This is a genomic window from Pseudomonas sp. dw_358, from assembly GCF_018449655.1.
In the GTDB taxonomy this organism is placed as follows: domain Bacteria; phylum Pseudomonadota; class Gammaproteobacteria; order Pseudomonadales; family Pseudomonadaceae; genus Aquipseudomonas.
Genome location: NZ_JAAVUX010000014.1, coordinates 1 through 19360 on the forward strand (window position 1 = coordinate 1; position 19360 = coordinate 19360).

At 65.8% G+C, this 19360-nt stretch carries 14 protein-coding genes; 10 read left to right on the forward strand and 4 right to left on the reverse strand.

The genetic code is table 11. The features are described from left to right. Nucleotides 1–191, forward strand: a 191-nt coding sequence (locus HB675_RS18755; protein ID WP_213880279.1) for a hypothetical protein, incomplete at its 5' end; no start/stop codon positions are given. Nucleotides 192–196: 5 nt separating this feature from the next. Here HB675_RS18755 and HB675_RS18760 read toward each other — a convergent pair. Continuing rightward, nucleotides 197–1084 (reverse strand): LysR substrate-binding domain-containing protein, encoded by an 888-nt coding sequence (locus HB675_RS18760; protein WP_213880281.1) that lies wholly within the window; start codon nt 1082–1084, stop codon nt 197–199. Between the two features lie 127 nt (nt 1085–1211). On the opposite strand from HB675_RS18760, the gene HB675_RS18765 reads away from it, so the two are divergent. The 3 genes from HB675_RS18765 to HB675_RS18775 are packed head-to-tail and all read left to right on the forward strand — an operon-like array spanning nt 1212 to nt 4295. Then, nucleotides 1212–1985: an SDR family NAD(P)-dependent oxidoreductase gene (locus HB675_RS18765; RefSeq protein WP_213880283.1), complete on the forward strand. Its 774-nt coding sequence runs from the start codon at nt 1212–1214 to the stop codon at nt 1983–1985. A 21-nt stretch (nt 1986–2006) separates the two neighbouring features. Next, nucleotides 2007–2822: a shikimate dehydrogenase gene (aroE, locus tag HB675_RS18770; RefSeq protein WP_213880285.1), complete on the forward strand. Its 816-nt coding sequence runs from the start codon at nt 2007–2009 to the stop codon at nt 2820–2822. Nucleotides 2823–2882: 60 nt separating this feature from the next. Then, complete coding sequence (locus HB675_RS18775; protein WP_213880287.1) at nt 2883–4295, forward strand: MFS transporter; 1413 nt, start codon at nt 2883–2885, stop codon at nt 4293–4295. A 45-nt stretch (nt 4296–4340) separates the two neighbouring features. On the opposite strand, the gene HB675_RS18780 is transcribed toward HB675_RS18775, so the two are convergent. Next, nucleotides 4341–5525, reverse strand: coding sequence for a DUF2252 family protein (locus tag HB675_RS18780; RefSeq protein WP_213880289.1), 1185 nt, complete (start codon nt 5523–5525; stop codon nt 4341–4343). 103 nt (nt 5526–5628) lie between these two features. Here HB675_RS18780 and HB675_RS18785 point away from each other — a divergent pair, with 103 nt between their 5' ends. Together HB675_RS18785 and HB675_RS18790 are read left to right on the forward strand one after the other, a co-directional pair. Further along, nucleotides 5629–6696, forward strand: a complete 1068-nt coding sequence (locus HB675_RS18785) for an FUSC family protein (RefSeq protein ID WP_213880291.1) — start codon at nt 5629–5631, stop codon at nt 6694–6696. A gap of 70 nt (nt 6697–6766) precedes the next feature. After that, nucleotides 6767–7393, forward strand: a complete 627-nt coding sequence (locus HB675_RS18790; protein ID WP_213880293.1) for a glutathione S-transferase — start codon at nt 6767–6769, stop codon at nt 7391–7393. 22 nt (nt 7394–7415) lie between these two features. On the opposite strand, the gene HB675_RS18795 is transcribed toward HB675_RS18790, so the two are convergent. After that, nucleotides 7416–7754 (reverse strand): DoxX family protein, encoded by a 339-nt coding sequence (locus tag HB675_RS18795; RefSeq protein WP_213880511.1) that lies wholly within the window; start codon nt 7752–7754, stop codon nt 7416–7418. Nucleotides 7755–8134: 380 nt separating this feature from the next. Between HB675_RS18795 and HB675_RS26095 the strand changes: the two genes are divergently transcribed. The 3 genes from HB675_RS26095 to yghX all read left to right on the forward strand — a co-directional run bounded on the left by HB675_RS26095 (nt 8135) and on the right by yghX (nt 15944). After that, a complete protein-coding gene (locus HB675_RS26095; RefSeq protein WP_213880295.1) occupies nt 8135–13624 on the forward strand; it encodes an ATP-binding sensor histidine kinase in 5490 nt (1829 codons plus the stop codon). 143 nt (nt 13625–13767) lie between these two features. After that, nucleotides 13768–15006, forward strand: coding sequence for an arsenic transporter (locus HB675_RS18805; protein ID WP_213880296.1), 1239 nt, complete (start codon nt 13768–13770; stop codon nt 15004–15006). A gap of 53 nt (nt 15007–15059) precedes the next feature. Beyond that, nucleotides 15060–15944: a YghX family hydrolase gene (yghX, locus tag HB675_RS18810; protein ID WP_213880298.1), complete on the forward strand. Its 885-nt coding sequence runs from the start codon at nt 15060–15062 to the stop codon at nt 15942–15944. Here yghX and HB675_RS18815 read toward each other — a convergent pair whose 3' ends face one another. Next, nucleotides 15945–16982: a diguanylate cyclase gene (locus tag HB675_RS18815; protein ID WP_213880299.1), complete on the reverse strand. Its 1038-nt coding sequence runs from the start codon at nt 16980–16982 to the stop codon at nt 15945–15947. A gap of 1679 nt (nt 16983–18661) precedes the next feature. Here HB675_RS18815 and HB675_RS25990 point away from each other — a divergent pair. Next, a complete protein-coding gene (locus HB675_RS25990; RefSeq protein ID WP_256737615.1) occupies nt 18662–19261 on the forward strand; it encodes a methyl-accepting chemotaxis protein in 600 nt (199 codons plus the stop codon). Nucleotides 19262–19360: the final 99 nt, after the last annotated feature.

A 19360-nucleotide genomic window follows, 5' to 3' on the forward strand; every position in this document is an offset into this window, starting at 1 on the left:
GGATCGTGGCTGAGGTCGCGGCGGCGCTGTTGCTCTGGCTGTTGCTCTGGCTACCCGGAGCGCAGCGTAGGGCCAATACGGGTGCGGAGACCTTTTACTTCCTTTTGGCTGCGCCGGCACTCCGGTCTTTCCAAAAGGGAGTCGCTGTAAAAGCGGAAGGGGCCTTCGGCCACCCTGGAGATGCCGGATAAGCCCGTCATGGCCCCTGAAGAGACACCCCCTCCAACACTCGAAAAAACGCTCGCTTGCACGCCGTATCCAGTTCCCCCCACGCCACCCCGATCCCCGCACCCGGCAGTTCCAGCGCCAGGGGCCGCACCACCACCCCCGGCGGCAACACCGCTGCGGCCTGGGCCGGCACCAGGCCAATCCCTTGCCCCGATGCCACCAGCGCCAGCATGGTGGTGAACTCCCCCAGCTCCCTGGCCCACTGCAACTGCGCGCCGCCTTGGTGAAACGCCACCAGCATCAGGTCATGCAAGCAGGGGGCAAACTTGCGCGCCAGCACGAACACCTCGCGCGCGACCAATTGCGCAGGCTCGATCCGCTCGGCGGCGCACAAGGGATCGCTGCTGGGCAAGGCCACCACCAAGCCCTCGTCGAACAGGCGCCGGGTGTGCAGGCCGGGTAGACTGAGGGGCAGGCGCACCAGGCCGAAATCCAGTGAGTTGTCCAACAACGCGCGGGCCTGCAGGGGCGATGGCAGGTCCTTGAGTTCCAGCTCGATGCCCGGCAATTGCGCGTGCATGGCCCGCAGCAAGGCCGGCAACAGCCGCGGCAGCACCGAAGAGACGAACGCCACCCGAACCACGCCGATCTCGCCTTCGTGGGCGCGCTTGACCACCTCGCGGGTGCGCGCGGCCTGACGCAGGGTGGCCAGCGCTTCAGGCAGCATCAGCCGGCCCTCGTCCGTCAAGGCCACGTGATGGCGGTCACGCTCGAACAGCCGCGCCCCGACGCTTTCCTCCAGCGCGCGGATCTGCGCACTGAGGGCCGGCTGAACGATGTGCAGGCGCAAAGCCGCCCGGCTGAAATGCAACTCCTCGGCCAAGGCCACGAAGGCGCGCAGGTGCTTGAGTTCCAAGGGCACTCCTCTGAAAATCCCAGGGTGATCATAATCCGTGATCACCCTATCAGCACATACGATTGGCGCTCCGCCGTCAACCGCGCTGAACTGATCGACAGACAGAACAACAAACGCGGAGGGCGCCATGCAGCCACATCCCGATCCATTTCGCCTCGACGGCCAGCGGGCTCTGATCACCGGCTCCGTGCGCGGTATCGGCCTGACGCTGGCCCGAGGCCTGGCCACCGCCGGCGCGTCGGTCATCATCAACGGCCGCCACCGCGCCGCCGCCGAAGACGTTTGCGCCACCCTGCGGGCCGAAGGCATCCGCGCCGACTGCAGCGTCTTCGACGTCGCCGAGCACAGCGAAGTGGCCAGCGCCATCGCGGCCGTGGAACAGGAGCTCGGCGCCATCGACATCCTCGTCAACAACGCCGGCATCCAGCACCGCGCCACCCTCGAGGAATTTACCCCGCAAGACTGGCAGCGCCTGATGCGCACCAACCTGGACGGCGTGTTCAACGTGTCTCAGGCCGTGGCCCGGCACATGATCGGCCGCGGGCGCGGCAAGATTATCAACATCGGTTCGGTGCAGAGCGAATTGGCCCGCCCCACCATTGCCCCCTACGCTGCCAGCAAGGGCGCCGTGCGCATGCTGACCCGTGGCATGTGCGCCGACTGGGCCCGCCATGGCCTGCAGATCAACGGCCTGGCCCCCGGCTATTTTCAGACCGAGCTGAATCGGGCGCTGGTGCAGGACGCCGAATTTTCTCGCTGGCTGTGCCAGCGCACCCCCGCCGGGCGCTGGGGCAAAGTCGAAGAGCTGTGCGGCGCGGCGGTGTTCCTCGCCTCGCGGGCCGCCGACTTCGTCAACGGCCAGATGCTTTATGTCGACGGTGGTTTGACCAGCGTCGTCTGACTCTTGAACAAGGACTTGCACATGCCCGCTTCCCTCCCCGTTCTTTGTGGTTCGATCATGGGTTCGCCGTTTTCACTCAGTGCGAAGATCCACAACGCCGCCTACGCCGAGTTGAGCCTGGACTACACCTTCGTGTGCTTCGGCGTCGATGATCCCGAAGCAGCGGTGCAAGCCATCCGCACCCTCGGCGTGCGCGGCATGAACGTGTCCATGCCCTACAAGCAGGCGGTGATGCCATTCCTCGATGCAATCGACCCGTCGGCCCAGGCCATTGGCGCGGTCAACACCATCAACAACGTCGACGGCCAGCTCACTGGCTATAACACCGATTACCTGGGCGCCGTGCGCGCCTTGCAGGAGGTGCGACGGCTCAGCGGCCAGCGCATCGCCGTGATCGGCGCCGGTGGCGCAGCGCGGGCCGTGGTCTACGGTTGCGCGGGCGCAGGCGCCCAGGTCACGGTGTTCAACCGCTCGGCCGAACGCGGACGCGCCCTGGCGGCCGACCTCGGCGTACGCTTTGGCGGCGATCTGTCGGCCTTCGCGGCGCAGGATTTCGACGTGGTGATCAACGCCACCTCGGCGGGCTTCAAGCAGCCGGACGTCAACCCGCTGGATGGCCAACTGTCCGCGCACCTGGTGGTAATGGACGTGGCCTTCATGCCGGTGCGCACAGCACTCCTGCGTCAAGCCCAAGCCCTGGGCTGTACCACGGTGGCCGGTACGCGGATGCTGGTGCATCAGGCCTGTCGACAGATCGAGTTGTACACCGGCCACGACGCGCCCATCGAGGTGATGGAGCGCGCGATGCTGGCCGAGATCGAACGTTTGAACCTCTGAGCTCTCCCACTTTGACCACTCACAAGAAGACGCGCCCAAGCGCGCCTTGAGGACCGCACCATGACCGATGACACCGTCAGCAGCAGCGACCTGAAACGCGCCGCCTGGGCCTGCTCCCTGGGCAGCGCCCTGGAATACTATGACTTTGCCCTCTACAGCCTGGCCTCGGCATTGATCTTCGGCCCGCTGTTCTTCCCCGAACAGACCCGCACCATGGCGCTGATTGCCAGCTTCGGCACTTACTTCCTGGGTTTCGCCGTGCGCCCCTTGGGCGGCGTGCTGTTCGGCATGATCGGCGACCGCATCGGCCGCAAGTTCGTGCTTTCGGCCACCGTGCTGCTGATGGGTGTGTCCAGCACCCTGATCGGGGCACTCCCCACCTTCCATGACGTCGGCTACCTGGCACCCACCCTGCTGGTCGTGCTGCGACTGCTGCAAGGCCTGGGGGCTGGGGCCGAGCAAGCTGGCGCGGCCGTGATGATGACCGAGTACGCGCCCAAGGGCCGACGCGGTTTCTTCGCCGCTCTGCCGTTCCTCGGCATTCAGCTGGGCACCATCCTCGCTGCGCTGGTGTATTTCTTCGTGGTCAGCGGCAACCCCCACGTGACGGAAACCTGGCTGTGGCGCGTGCCGTTCTTCATCAGTGTGGTCATTGTCGGGGTGGGCCTGTGGATGCGCCTGCGCTTGAAAGAGTCACCTACCTTCATCCGCCTCAAGGCGCTGAAGCGCGAAACCGCCAACCCGCTGAAAAGCGCGTTTACTCACTCGAAAAAAACCTTGCTGATCGGCGTCGGTCTGCGCCTGGCAGAGAACGGCGGTTCGTCGATCTATCAGGCGCTGGCCGTCAGCTACATCGTCAACGTGGTGGGGCTCAAGGGCCCGGTGGGAGTGCTGACGCTGATCTGCGCCGCCAGTGTCGGCGCCATCATCACGCCGCTGGCCGGCCGCATCAGTGACCGCTTTGGCCGGGTCAAGGTGTACCGCTTCTTTGCCCTGCTGCAACTGGTCCTGGCCTTCCCGGTGTGGTGGACCTTGAGCCAGGGCAACGTGGTGGCCAGCATCATTGCCATTTCCATCGCTTTGGGCGTCGGCACCTGGGGCATGTTCGGCACCCAGGCCTCGTTGATGCCGGAACTGTTCGGCTCGCGCCATCGCTACATGGGCGTCTCCATTGCCCGGGAAGCCTCGGCGGTTATCGCCGGCGGCATCGCTCCGATGATCGGTGCCGGGATCATCGCCCTGGTGGTGCTCGGCCACGAGGGTGAGGCCCGTGCCGGGCTCGACGCCTGGCTGCCGATTGCCTGCTACCTGGCCGGGCTGACGCTGATCACCCTGTACACCACGTTCAAGATGCCGGAAACCCTCAACCGCGACCTGGATGAGCCTCGTGATGCGCTGGAGGTGGCCGAGGCCCAGCTGGCGTCTGCCATCAACGGTCGCCACCCTCCCCATGCCGCCCAGGCTCATTTGTAGGATCGAGCTTGCCCGGTCCTACAAGTGAGCTGGTGTTTGCTGGGGTCAGCGCCCCAGCGCCCAGCGCCGGCAATGCTCCAGATAGCCCTGTTCATGGCTGCCCACCAATTGCACCACGCTGGTCCACAGCCACGACGGGGCCTGGAGGTTGTCGGAGCGGTTGAGCTGCAACTCGGCCAGCCAGCTTTTGCGGGTGGCGGCGTCCATCTGCCGCGCGTGGGCACGGCCGACCACCTGGGCCAGGTACGCCGCGGCGGCCATGGCATCGGCCTGGCTCAAGTTGTCGATGTCCAGTTTCATGTCCTGGGGCAGCAGCTCGCGGATAAACACCCCTTGTTCGAGAAAACGCGTGGCCTGCATGCGGTCCCCGAGGCTCGGGGACAGATGCCGCGCGCCCTCCACCACCCGCTTCGCATTGTCCCGAGGCATGGACGCGCGAGGTGCACGGGGGGCCGCTGCGGCAACAGCCTGCTTGACATCGATCAGGCAATAGTCCTGCTCCTTTTCATCCCCCACCCCCAACAGCACGGCATAACGCAGCAGGCCCAGCGAGCTGCAACCCTTGACCCAGTAGGCCGCATCCAGCAACTGCACCTGAGCATCATCCGGGCGGCCCTTGAGCGAAGTGACAAGACGGTGCAGGGCCGGCGTGGCGCACAAGGTCGCGATGGCCGATTTTTCATCCCGCGCCAAGGGCCAGAAGCTCTTGCCTTGTGGAATGGTCGGCCGCGCATTGTCGATGCGCTCGCGGGCCAGGTGCTTCCAGGTGCGTTTGACCGCTGCGCGCATCCCCGAGGCCACCTGTGGCGGACGCTCCAGCTCCTCCCCGGGACGATGGCGGAACGCTTGCTGATAGCCGCGCATCATTTCTTCAAGCATGCGCGCGGTGGTGACCCCGGGCAGGTCCGAGCCCCGCGCCGCCGTAGCCAGGGACAGTGCCAGGCGGACCAGATCATGCACCGGGTTGCCGATCACGCTCTGGTCCAGATCGCGAATCTGCATGTCGATACGCCCCTTGAGGTCACCGGTAGGCCCCAGGTTGCCGGCATGGCAATCACCGCAGATCCACACCGCCGGCCCATGGGGCAGACGGCGGCCGCGCTGACTGTGAAGCCATTCGTAAAATTGCACCGTGCTGCCGCGCACATAGGCATGGGCGGAGCGGGCCATTTTTTCATTGCGCAGCTGGGTGAGCAGGTCGGCACGGGCGGAACGAGTGGGTAATTTCATTGCAAAATGTTTCTAGGGAAGAGATCAGTAGACGCAGTACCGGTCGCTTCGTTTCAAACCTTTGCTAGACTGCCGCGCTCGACCCCTCACAGCATCTGACCCCATGCCCCACGCGTTGAGCTCCATTCTCGGTATCTGGCTGCGCCGCTTGCTGCGCCCCCTCTTCGATCCCTATCGCCGCTTCCGTCATGCCCGGTTGATTCACGCCGTGCGGGTGGTGGTCGGCCTGCTGGTGTCGATCCTCCTGACCACCGGTATCCATCTGCCCCACGGCGAATGGGCCTCGGTGACCTTGCTGATTGTCATCGGCGGTTTGCAGCACCACGGCAACATCGGCAAGAAATCCGTGGAGCGCGCCTACGGCACCCTGATCGGTGCCGGGTTGGGGCTGGCGGTGGTGGCCCAGCAGGATTACCTCGGCATGCCGCTGTTGACCTACCTGCTGATGTCGGTGGCCTGCGGCTTCTTCGCCTACCATGCCATCGGCAAGGGAGGCTACACCGCGCTGCTCTCGGCGATCACTTTGTTCATCGTCGCCGGCCATGGCGACAACCCCTTGAGCGACGGGCTGTGGCGCACGGTGGACATCCTCATCGGCATTGTCCTGGCCCTGGCGTTTTCCTTCGCCCTGCCGCTGTACGCGGTGTACTCCTGGCGCTACAACCTGGCCGACGGCCTGCGCGGCTGCGCCCATGTCTACAAGCGCATCATCCGCGGCGATGCGGTCAGCGCCGACGAGCATCACAAGCTCATGGGCAAGCTGAACGCGACCATGCTGCAGCTGCGTTCGCTGATGCCCTCGGTGTCCAAGGAAGTGCGCATCTCGGTCACCGAGCTCGAGGCCATCCAGGGCCACTTCCGCTTGTGCCTGAGCACCCTGGAACTGCTCGGCAACCTGCGCCCCAACGGCAGCGACGCTCAGGCCATGGGGCACCTGCAAACCCTGCTGGCCAGCGAACATCGGCAAGTTTCCCGGCAGCTGCTGGGCATGGCGCGGGCCCTCAAGGGCGGCGCGACCCAACGCCTTGAACGCAGTATCGAACTCGCGCCGCAGGCCGAAGTCATCCCGGCGGAGCTGGTGGGCTACCGCCTCCTGACCCTGGAGCTGGTAAAAAATGTCGCGGCGCTGCAAGAGTGTCTGGCGCAGACATCGGCGCGCTGGAAAATTTGAGGCACTCTCGGGCCTTGCTGGCGTCTAGTGAACTGAGACGTTCCCAGACACCTGCACAGGCCCCTTGCGCATGATCACCGTTCACCACCTGAACAACTCCCGTTCCCAGCGCATCCTCTGGCTGCTCGAAGAGCTGGATGTGCCCTACGAACTCAAGCGCTACCAGCGCGACCCCAAGACCCAGCTGGCGCCGCCTGAACTCAAGGCGATCAACCCACTGGGCAAATCGCCGGTGATTCAGGACGGCCCGCACACCCTGATCGAGTCGGGCGCGATCATCGACTACCTGATCCGCCGCCACGGCGACGGCCGTCTACAACCGGACCCAGCCACTGCCACCTATGACGAATACGTGCAATGGCTGCACTTCGCCGAAGGCTCGGCCATGCTGCCGCTGATGCTCAACCTCTACGTCAGCCGCCTGGGCGAGGCCGGCGCACCGCTGCAACCGCGCATCCAGAGCGAACTGGCCAATTACCTGGGTTACCTGAACCAGGCGTTGAGCCAGGTGGACTTCCTGTTGGGGGATGAGCTCAGCGGTGCCGATATCCAGATGAGCTTCATCGGCGAAATCGCGCGCAAGCAGGGGTTGTTGGGGCCGTATCCGCATGTGGAGTCGTGGGTTGGGCGGTTTCAGGCACGGTCGGCGTATCAGGCGGCGGTGAAGGTGGGGGGGGATTATAGTTACGCGAGTTGAGGGTTCAGGGGGGCATGCGGGGTCACGAACGGCACCGCCACTCCCCCGGCCCGGCAATCGCCAAAAACCCGAACACAATCACATACAACCATCCGAACTGCCCTTGCTCCAGCGTCCACTCCGGGTGCACCACCACCAGTGCCACCAGCAGCAGCCCGATGATCGCCAGGCTGGCCAGGCGGGTGAAGACACCGGCAATGATCAGCAGCGGGCACAGCACTTCCACCGCCACCGAAAGCCCCAGGGTCAGCGGCGCGCCGAGGTGGAACGGGTCTTCGATCAGCGCCAGCTGTTCGTGCCAGTGCAGTGCCTTGGGCAGGCCGTGAATCTTCAATAACATCAACGACACGCACAGGCGCATGGCCAACAGCGCCAACGCCAGGCGTGTGCGATCGGAAACAAAGCGGGTGGCAGTCAGCGTCGAGTCGGACACGGTGCGAACACTCTCTGGCGGCAATGGCACGGGGTGGAGCGGCCCACATTAAGGCCGGCCTCGCTCGGTGCATTGCATGCTTGTGCTAATCCATGGGTCACGTGGCGATTTTCCAAAAAAGCACAAGAGGGCTATAAATTCCTCCACAGCCCTGTATTCACTGCCGCCGTCGGCGAGCTTGGTCCACGTGTGCTGCGCGGCCGCCGCAGGCCTCCTGGCGCCGGTGTTCATGCGCTTTATCTTTGCGCCCGGCCACTCCTATGATTGTCCTCCGTGGGGTTGACGATGCCCCTCCCAAGGGAATGTTCATGACCTCGAAGCTGCCCACACCGCCGATTGACGACCTGAGCACTCTTGGTCTTCAGGGTCAGGGTTTTGACGAGCATTGGTTGCGCGGCCTGCATTGGTCGATGCTGGATGAAGACGGTGGCCTGGTGCGCTGGCGCGTGCGTTCGCCCATGGCCAGCCGCGCCTGGCTGATCGTGCGGCCGCGTTCGGACGCCAGCGACGCCGACTTCCGGCGGCTGGAGCGCGAATGGAGCCTGGCCGCGCACTTGCGCAGCGACTGGGCGGTGATGCCCATCGCTCAGTTGCACACCCCTGAAGGCCCGATTACCGTGCTGGACGATGACGGCGGCCGCCCGCTGTCGACCTTCGCCGATGGCAAGTTGTCAGTCGAGCGCTTTCTACGCTTGGCCATCGGCGCGGCGAGCGCGCTGGCCAAGGCCCACGAAGAGGGGATCGTGCACGGCGACATCAAGCCGACCCACCTGATCCTGGGGCCGGACGAGCAGATACGCCTGAGCGGTTTCGCCCTCGCCCGCCATCGCCTGACACCCGCCGGGGACACTCAGGGTATTCGCGGCAGCCTGCCCTACATGTCGCCGGAACAAGGCGGCTGGCTGGACCAGCGCGCCGACACCCGCAGCGATCTGTACTCACTGGGGGTCAGCTTCTACGAGCTGCTCACCGGCCGCCTGCCGTTCTGGGCCAACGACCCGGTGGCCTGGCTGCATCAGCATGTGGCGGTGCCCTTGCCAAGCCTGTCGGTATGGCGCAGCGGCTTGCCCGTGGCGCTGCAGGACCTGCTGGAGCGGCTCATGGCCAAGAGCCCCGACGAGCGCTTGCCCGGTGCCGCGCTGCTGGCCGCGCAGCTGCGTCTGGCCCTGGCCGAATGGATCGAGTTCGGGCACCTGATGCCGTCGCTGGGGGAAACCACCAACGTCACGAACACAGCGGCGGGCACCGCCACGCTGCCGGGGCGGCTGGCTGCACTCGCGCCGCTGCTGGAGGCTGGCCAGCGTCTGAGCCAGCAACAACCCGGCGGGGTGCTGCTGCTGGGGGCACCGGCCGGGATGGGCAAGACCACGCTGGTGCGTCGCCTGCGTCGCGAGTTGGCCGGCGGCACGGTCCTGTTCGCCAGCGGCCAGTTCCAGCAAAACACCCCCTATGCAGCGCTGGCCGGCGCGTTGGGCGCCTTGCTGGTCCGCCTGCTGGGCCTTGAGACTGAGCGACTGGCTCATTGGCGCGAGCGTCTGCTGGCGGCCACCGCACCCCATGCGCACCTGCTCGCCCAATGGGTCCCGGAGCTGGAATGGCTGACCGGGCCGCTGCCGCCCGGCAACGAACCTCCAGGCGGCGATGCGCGCCTGCGCCTGATCAATCTGTTTCTGCGTGCACTGCGTGCGCTCAATGGCCCGGAGCATCCGCTGGTGCTGTTCTTCGACAACGCTCACCGGCTGGACGATGAGAGCCTGGCGGTGCTCAGGGAGCTGCGCAGCGAAGACTTCAACCACCTCCTGTTGCTGGTGGCCTACCGTAACGACAGCCCGGCGCACCCACCCGCGCTGGAGCGATTGATCGCCCATGGTCAAAGCCTGCAGGTGCCCTTCACCGAGCTGACCCTGGCCCCGTTGTCGCTGGCCGACACCCGCGCCATGGTCGACGCCGCCCTCAGCCTGACAGGCGCCCGGGCTCGGGCCGTAGCCGAACACCTGCACGAGCGCGGCGGCGGCAACCCGCTGTTCGTGACCCAGGCCCTGCACGTCATCCGTGAGCAGCCCGGGCCGCCCAGCCTGGCCCCGCTGTCACCATCGCTGGACATCGTCGGTCTGATGGCCACGCGCATGGCGCGTCTGCCCGAGCCCACCCGGCAACTGCTGCACAGCATCGCGCTGCTGGGCCAGCAAGTCCCCAAAGATGAGCTGGCCGCGGCCACCGGCCTGGCGCCCAGCGGCCTCGACCTCCATCTGGACCCGGCCCTGCGCGCCGGGTTGATCCGTGTCGAGCATGCCAACCTGGTGTTCAGCCATGACCACGTGCGCGAGACCGCCCACGGACTCGTTTCGGTGAGCGACGCCCGCGCCGAGCATGCCTTGATTGCTTCGCGGCTGGTGGCGGCACTGGGCCCCGCGCCCAGTTCCGAACGGCTATTTCGCCTGGCCGTGCACATTCTCAAGACCGAGGCCGACGGTGTCTGCGCACCCTGGCGTCAGCGCTTCGTGGAAGTGCTGATCCTCGCCGCCCGGCGCGCCAAGGAAGCGGCTGCCGCACCCTTCGCCCTGGAGTACCTGGCCTGTGCCGAACAACTGCTGATTACAGACCACAGCGTTGCAGCGCGGGAGAGTCACTACGATCTGGCGTTTCTGCGCGCCCAGTGCCTGATTCTCAACGCCGACTACCGGCGTGCCGACCAACACATCGCCCGCCTGCTTCAGCAGGCCCAGGCACCCTGGGCGCTGTCGTCGCTGTACGTGCTCAAATGCGAGTGCCTGGCCTTGGCCGGCGACTATGCCGGGGCGGTGGACGCGGCCCTCGACGGCCTGGCCAACCTCGACCTGCACCTGTCGGCCCGCCCCGACGACGCTCAGGCCGAACAGGCCTGGCAACAGCTGCAACAGGCGCTGGAGGGAAGCTCCATCGACGCTCTGCGCGACCTGCCACTGCTGGATGACCCACAGGTGGCCGGGCTGATCCAGTTACTGGCGTGCGCCGTGTTACCAGGTTCGTTCCTGCATCCCGAGCTCATGTTCATGTTGCTCTGTCATCTGGTGCGCCTGACCGTGCGCCATGGTGTGTGCGCCCTCGGCGCGGAGAACCTGGCCTGGTTCGGCGTGGCCAATGCCCATCGCCGTGACGCCCACGCCGAAGGCTTTGCCTGGACCCAGCTGGCCCTGCACCTGGTGGAGCAGCACAACTACCACAACCATCGCGCGCCGGTACTGCTGGCCCACAGCCAATTGAGCGTGTGGCTGCGGCCGCTGCCCTATGCCCTCGGCTACGCCGACCAGGCCCTGCGCGACAGCCAGGCGCGGGACATGCCGAGCATGGGCTGCTACGCCAACAACCACATCGTCTCCGACCTGCTGGTGATCGGTGCGCCCATCGAACGCATCCTGCGGCAGATCGACCTGGGCCTGGGCATGGCACGCAACCTGGAGTTCGTCGACTCGCAGAACATCCTCTTCACCCAGGCCCTGTATATCCGCCGCCTGGCAGGCACCCCCAGTGGCGCCACGGCGATTCCCGACCGGGCACAAATGGCCGCGCGCATGGCCCACTGCACCACGGGGCGCTCGCCGTTCTGGTGGCACCTGTTCGAGGGCCTGTTCTTCTATCTGGAGGGCCATTTTGTCGAGGCCGGCAGGCACATGGACCAGGCCTGGGCGCTGTGCTGGGTGACCCCGGCGCATATCCACCACATCGACCTGGCGCTGTTTTCCCTGCTCAATGCCGCGGCGCTGCATGACGGCAGTGCCGCCGCAGACCTGACGTTGCAGCGTCCACTCCAGCGTCTGCGCTACCTGAGCGCGCTCAACCCCAAGGTCTTTGGGGACCGCCTGGACCTCGCCGAAGCCGAAGTGCTGCGCGCCCAGGGCTGCTTCCTGCAAGCGCTGGTGCGCTATGACCAGGCCGTCGCCAAGGCCAGGGCCTGTGGCGCCGTGCACATTCAGGGCCTGGCCCACGAGCTCGCCAGCCGCTGCCATCAGCACCTGGGTCTGGAGGTGTCGACCCGCGCGCACCAACGCCATGCCCGCGATGCCTGGCGACGCTGGGGCGCCGTGGCGCTGGCCGAACAGATGGAAGCCGCACACCCCTTCCTCCAGGAACAGCCGCTGACCACGCGGGCCTCCATCGAATTACCGGGGGGCCAGCAGCAACTCGATCAACTGTCGATCACCAAGGCCTGCCAGGCGCTGTCCCGAGAAATCGAGCTGGACAGTCTGATCAAGACGCTGCTGACCAATACCCTGATCCATGCCGGCGCCAGCCATGCCGCCCTGCTGCTGACCCAGGCAGGAGAACTGCGGATCGAAGCCTGTGGCCGGGCGACGCCCGAAGGCGTGGAGGTGACCTTGAGCGGGCATGTGGCCCGGCCCGATGAGCTGCCCCTGAGCCTGGTGCGCAGCGCCATGCGCAGCCGCCAGTCGCTGCTGATCGATGGCCCCCACAGCCTCGATCGCTTTGCCGACGACCCCTACCTGCAACGGCCACTGGACGGCTCGCGGCTGTGCGTGCCGCTGCTCAAGCAAAACGAGGTGATCGGCGCGCTTTACCTGGACAATCCCTTGGCCCAGGGCGTGTTCAGCGCGGCGCGGGTCGATGTACTCGAAGTGCTGGCCGCCCAGGCGGCGATCTCCATCACCACCGCGCGCCTCTACAGTGACCTCCTGGAAGAAAACCGTCGGCGACGCGTCAGCGAGTCGACATTGCGCACGTCACGGGCGTTGCTGGCGATCGGCAAAGCGGTCAGCCGCCATGGCTCGTTCACCTGGAAGCCCTCGCTGGACCGCTCGTTCTGGTCGCCAGAGCTGTTCGCCGAGCTGCGCCTGTCGCCTCATCAGGCGCCGGCCGGGCCGGCGCGGCGCCTTGAGCTGGCCGGCCATGTGCACCCGGATGACCGCGCCCGTTTCGACCAGACCCTGCAAACCGCCAGCCGTACCTTGAGCGCGTTCCGCCTGGAATTTCGCGTGCTGGCGGCCGACGGCGAGGTGCACTATCTCGAAGCGCTGGGTGAGCCGGATGAAGCGCAAGGCTACCTCGGGGTGATCTTCGATATCACCGAACGCCAACGCACCGAAGCCTCCCTGCGCAGTGCCCGGGCCGAATTGGCACGCATCAGCCAGGCTACCGTGCTGGGCGAGTTGGCGGCGTCCATCGCCCATGAGATCAACCAGCCCCTGGCCTCGATCCTCAGCAATGCCAGCGCCAGCCTGCGTTGGCTCGACCGGTCGCAGCCTGCGGTCCAGGAAGCCATGGTCGGCCTGCGCGACATCGTCGGGCAAAGCCAGCGCGCCGCCGACATCGTCACGGCCCTGCGCGCTTTGGCCCGCCAGGCACCGCCGGACCGCAAGCCGGTGCGGGTGGATGAGGTAGTCAGGCACGTCATTGCACTGACCCGTGCGGAGCTGGCCGACCGGCACATCACCGTCGAGCTCGCCCTTGCCCCTCTGGCGCCGCTGCCGGCCGATGCCGTGCAGTTGCAGCAAGTGATTCTCAACCTGGTCAACAATGCCGCCGATGCCCTGCAGATCCTGCCGCCCTCCGAGCGTCGACTGCACGTGCACGCTCAGACGATCCCCGGCGGCGTGCTGGTACTGGTCGAAGACAGCGGTCCTGGTATCGCACCCAAGGATCAGGGCGAAATATTCAAGGCGTTTTACACCACCAAGCCCAGCGGCATGGGCATGGGTCTGGCAATCTGTGCGTCCATTGTCCAGGCCCACGGCGGCACGCTGCTGGCCCAGACCGGGCGGCGCGGCGAGACACTGTTCGGCTTTACCTTGAAAGCACCCTGAAGGCACCTCGAAGGCCGGAAACGATGGTGCATCGCCAGCGGAACCAAACGCGATAAAAGCCGGACTGACGCTCATCATGCCGACACCTTGAGCCCTGTTGCTGTGGCTGCCCGAACCTGAAAAACCCTCGACCGAGACTGACCATGCCGTTACCGCTGACTACCTGGTGCATCGCTGCCTTGGCTACCGCCGGCGTCATCCTGCGTCCCTGGCGCGTACCGGAATACGTCTGGGCGCTGGGCGGTGCGCTGTTGCTGGTGGTGACTGGCCTGGTGCCCTGGGCGGCAGCCCTCGGCGCCGTGGCCAAGGGCGATGACGTGTACCTGTTTCTGATCGGCATGATGCTGCTGGCCGAGCTGGCCCGGCGCGAGGGGCTGTTCGACTGGCTGGCGACCCTCGCGGCGCGTTATGCACGAGGGTCTGCCCAGCGGCTGTTCGACCTGGTGTTCGGGGTGGGGACGCTAGTGACGGTGTTCCTGTCCAACGACGCCACTGCGGTGGTGCTGACCCCGGCGGTGTATGCCGCGACGCGCGCGGCCAAGGCCGACCCGCTGCCCTATCTGTTCATCTGCGCCTTCATCGCCAATGCCGCGAGCTTCGTGTTGCCGATTTCCAACCCCGCCAACCTGGTGATTTTCGGTCGGCACATGCCGCCGTTGCTGCAATGGCTCGCGCAGTTCGGCCTGCCCTCGCTGGCCGCAATTGCACTGACCTATGCACTGTTGCGCCTGACCCAGCGCCAGCACCTGCGCCAAGCGCTGGCCCAGGTCGCCGAACAACCGCCACTGGCCACCGGAGCGCGGCTCACCGCCATGGGCATCGCGGTCACGGCGGTCGTGTTGCTGGTGACCTCGGCCCTGGATCGCCCGTTGGGGCAGCCGACCTGCCTGGCCGGTCTGGCCACTGTGGTGCTGGTGCATGCGCAGCAACGGCGCGCGCCGTGGCCGGTGTTCAAGGGTGTGTCCTGGGGGGTATTACCGCTGGTGGCAGGGCTGTTCGTGCTGGTGCAAGCGCTGGCCTTGACCGGGGTGGTCGGGGAGTTGGCGAAGGCGCTGGAACACTGGACGCACGTAGCACCCGGCCAGGCCACCTGGGGTGTCGGTGTGCTGGTGGCGCTGGCCTGCAACCTGGTCAACAACCTGCCGGCGGGACTGATTGCCGGCTCCGTGGGCCAGTTGGCCACCGTGCCCGAACAGACCACTCGGGCGCTGGTGGTGGCGGTGGACCTGGGGCCCAATCTGTCCATCACCGGTTCCCTGGCCACGGTGCTGTGGTTGATTGCCGTGCGCCGTGAAGGCGAGCAGGTCAGCGCCTGGACCTTTCTCAAGCTGGGCGTGCTGGTGATGCCACCGGCCTTGCTGGCCGCCCTGGCCACCCTCTGATCGGCAATCGCTGCTTTAATCAAGCCACCTCGATTATCAAACAGGAGCACATAATGGCCCGTCTGACTGCCAAGGATTTCCCCCAGGAACTGCTGGAACTCTACGACTACTACGCGCACGGCAAGATTGACCGCCGGGCCTTTCTCGATCGGGCGGCGGCGTTTGCCGTCATGGGGCTCAGCGCGCCGGCACTGCTGGCCGCCCTGAGCCCCAACTATGCGCTGGCCGAGCAGGTGCCGTTTACCGACCCGGACATTGTCGCCGAGTACATCACCTACCCGTCGCCTGCGGGCAACGGCACGGTGCGTGGCTACCGGGTGCGCCCGGCCAAGGCTGGGGCGAAGACTGCCGCCGTGTTGGTGGTGCACGAAAATCGCGGGCTCAACCCGTACATCGAGGACGTCGCCCGGCGGGTGGCCAAGGCCGGTTTCATCGCCCTGGCCCCCGATGGCCTGACCTCGGTGGGCGGCTACCCGGGCAATGACGACAAGGGCAAGGCCCTGCAGGAAAAGGTCGACCCGACCAAATTGATGAACGACTTCTTCGCCGGCATAGAATGGCTGATGAAACAACCCGACGTCGGCAAGGTCGGCATCACCGGTTTCTGCTATGGCGGCGGCGTGGCCAATGCCGCCGCCGTTGCCTATCCGGAACTGGCCGCCGCCGTCCCCTTCTATGGCCGCCAGCCCAAAGCCGAAGACGTGGCGCGGATCAAGGCCCCGCTGCTGCTGCATTACGCCGAGCTGGACAAGGGCATCACCGATGGCTGGCCGGCCTACGAGAAAGCCTTGAACGCGGACGGCAAGCTGTACCAGGCGTACATCTACCCGGGGGTGAACCACGGCTTTCACAACGATTCGACGCCGCGTTACGACGAAGCGGCAGCGCAGTTGGCGTGGGACCGGACAGTGGAGTGGTTCAATCGCTATCTGGTCTGATCAAGCCGCCACCATGATCCGGTCCCGCCCTTGCTGCTTGCCCAGGTACAACGCCTGGTCGGTGCGTTTGAGCCCTTCGAGAAAGTCCTCGCCCAGCCTCATCTGGGCGATGGCGAAGGTCGCCGTGACCTGCAACTCGCCTGCCGCGGCGGTGTCGCGCAGCCGTACCTGGATACGTTCGGCCACTTGCCGGGCTTCCTCCAGAGAGGTATCAGGCATCAGCACCATGAACTCCTCGCCACCCCAGCGCGAGGCCATGTCGGTAAGCCGCACGCTGTCGCCGATCACTTGGGCCACCCGCTGCAGAACACGGTCGCCCTGGTCATGGCCATGAGTGTCGTTGACCCGTTTGAAATGGTCGATGTCGAGCATCAACACCGCTAGCGGCCGCCCCGGTGCCAGTTGCGGAATGCGCTGCAGGATGCGCCGACGGGTGTAGAGGTTGGTCAGGCTGTCGCGGTTGGCCCGCTGGAACAGGTGGTAGTGCATGGAACGGGTGTAGCGCACGGAAAACTTGGTGGTCTGCATCAGCAGTAACGTCCCCAGCATGGCATTGCCGAGACCGAACGCATCCAGCAGCGCAGGGGCCAGAGGGTACTCGAGGCCCATCATTCGGCGTCCGACGTAACCGCCAGTGACGACTGTGATGATCGCCACACTCAGAGACAACCGCTGAACAGGGGCGTTCTGGAAGGTGAACGCCAGAATCGGCACGATGCAGAACATGTAGAAATAAAAATTGCAGTTCCACCCCAGCACCCAGGTGGCCAACGCTGCGTGCGTGACGATTTCCCAGCACATCAGGTGGCAGGCCAGGTGGAACCGCCGCCGGCGCACCGCTATCAGGCACACCCAATAGGTGAGGATGCTCACCAGGTTGCCGATCAGCAGCGGGCGGATGTGCAGCGCGGCAAACGCACCAAACAGCAGGATATGAATGGCGAAGGCGATCTGCACGATCGGCCGCACGTGTTTCCAGAACTGTTCAGTGGCGTCGTGCAGCACCTGGCTGCGGTCATCGGCCGAAAGAGGGGTCATTACGCATGCTCGAAGAAAAGGGCGACTCGAAAAGAGTTATTGGGCCTCTGGGCGGGTTATCGGCTCGCCGACGGGTTGCTTGATAAAACCGCTGCGCCGCGCGTCGGCGCCGGTATGGCATTGAGCCACCACCGCTTGCCCGGTTCAGACTACCTGACCAGATGAATCGTTTCACTTTTATTTCAATCCTTTCTCATGAGCGGTCAACGCCGGCCGATACAGCACCATTGATGTGCTTTCAGCCGCCGCTCAGGTGCCGGCTTCGACCTTTGCAAAAGGAGACAGTCATGGCCCTGCTGCCCGTAAAAATCATGTCCCGCTTCAGCCTCGCGATGGCCGCTATCGTGCTGGTGACTGCGGCGTCCATTTACACCGTGATGGTGGTCAGTGGCGAGCCCCGGCTGATCGAATCAAACACCCAGGCCGCCCAGCAGTCGGCCTCGGCCATTGCCCGCCAGTTGACCATCAAACTGTCGGAGATCGAAGGCCGGGTGGCGGCCATGGCTGATCTGGGCGCCACGCTGCCGGCCGACCCGGAACTGGTCAAGAGCACGCTCTCGCGGATCATCGATTCCCAGGGCGATACGGCGATCGCGGGGGGCGGCCTGTGGCCCGAACCCAACGCCTTCACCCAGGGCGTGGAGCGCCGCAGTTTCTACTGGGCACGCAGCCAGAACACCCTGAGCTACTCCGAGGAATACAACAGCCCGCAGACCGACGCCTATCAGGCGGCCGACTGGTACGCCCAGGGCAAGCGTTCGACCCCGGGCCACTGTGGCTGGTCGGACGCCTATGAAGATCCGGTCAGCAAGATCCTGATGACCACCTGCACCGTGCCTTACACCCGCAACAACAGCTTTGCCGGTGTGGCCACCATCGACCTGACCCTCACCGGGCTGGCCGACTTCCTCAAGGCCAACGGCAACGTCACCGGCGGCTATGCCTTCGCGCTGGATGCCTCGGGCAAAGTCCTCTACTTCCCGGCAGGCACTCCTCCGACTGCTGCCGACGAAGCCGGCCTGATCAGCGCCTTGCCCTGGTTCGACAGCGTCGCGCAATGGCGCAAAGGCGGCCAACTGGACGCCCACACCTACCCCATCAACAGCGACCCGCGGCTGGGCTCGGCGGGCTACGTCAGCCTGACGCGTATTCCGGCCAGCGGCTGGGTCATCGGCCTGGTCACGCCCAAGGCGCGCATGACCGCCATCGCCACCGGCCTGACCGTGGACATTCTCACCACGCTGCTGCCGATCTTGCTGGTCATTTTCGGCCTCGCCTGGTTGGCCGGGCGTTCGCTGCTCAAGCAGATCGACGAAACCACGACCCAAATCACCAGCCTTGGCGCACAGGGTGGCCTCGGCGCCGCTGAACTGGACATCGTGCGGGGCGACGAGATCGGCCTGTTGCGCGCTGCAGTGAACCACTACGCCGGGAGCCTGCGGCAGATGCTGCGCACCATTCGCGACGAGTCCGGGCAACTGCTGCGCCAGGCCGACGACGTGGCCCGGCTGTCGGTGGTCATGGCCGACCGCGCCGAATCTCAACGCCAGGACAACACCCTGCTGGCCACGGCGGTCACGCAGATGTCCTCCAGCGCCCAGGAAGTGGCCAACACCACCGGCGACTGTTCCAGCACCGCGCAGGATTCCCTGACCACGGTGCGCGCCAGCCAGACGCACATGGAAGAAAACAGCCAGGCCATCGTCTCCCTCAGCGGCGACATCGGCAGCGTGGCCAAGGCCATCACCAGCCTGGGCCAGGACATCGAAGGGGTCAGCGGCGTGCTGGATGTGATCAAGTCGATTTCCGCACAGACCAACCTGCTGGCCCTCAACGCCGCCATCGAGGCCGCTCGGGCCGGCGAACAGGGGCGCGGTTTCGCGGTGGTGGCCGACGAGGTACGCACCCTGGCCGGGCGCACACAGGCTTCGGCCGATCAGATCCAGGACATGATCGGCGAACTGCGCCAGGCCTCGGTCAACGCCGTCAACACCATGGTCGCCGGGCAAGACCGCACCCGCACGGTGGTGGAGAAGGCTGACCTGCTGGCCACTTCCCTGGGCAGCACGGTGTCCGGCTTTGACGACATCGTTCAGCGCACCCAGCAGATTGCCGTGGCGGCCCAGGAGCAGAGCCATGTCACCCAAGAGATCAACGAGTTGGCGGTACGGATCCACGCCGCCAGCGAAGATGGCGCTCGGGATGCCAGCAGCCTCAGCGAACTCAGCCAGGGCATGCAGGCGCTGTCACGTCGTCTGGGCAGTTTGAGCGGTCAATAAATTGATACAAATAGTTGTACAGCGGTCGTAGAATCGGGGCAGAGCCACTGGCAGTGGCGCTACTTCGCCGGCCGCTGCCCCACTGGAGCAGGATTTCGA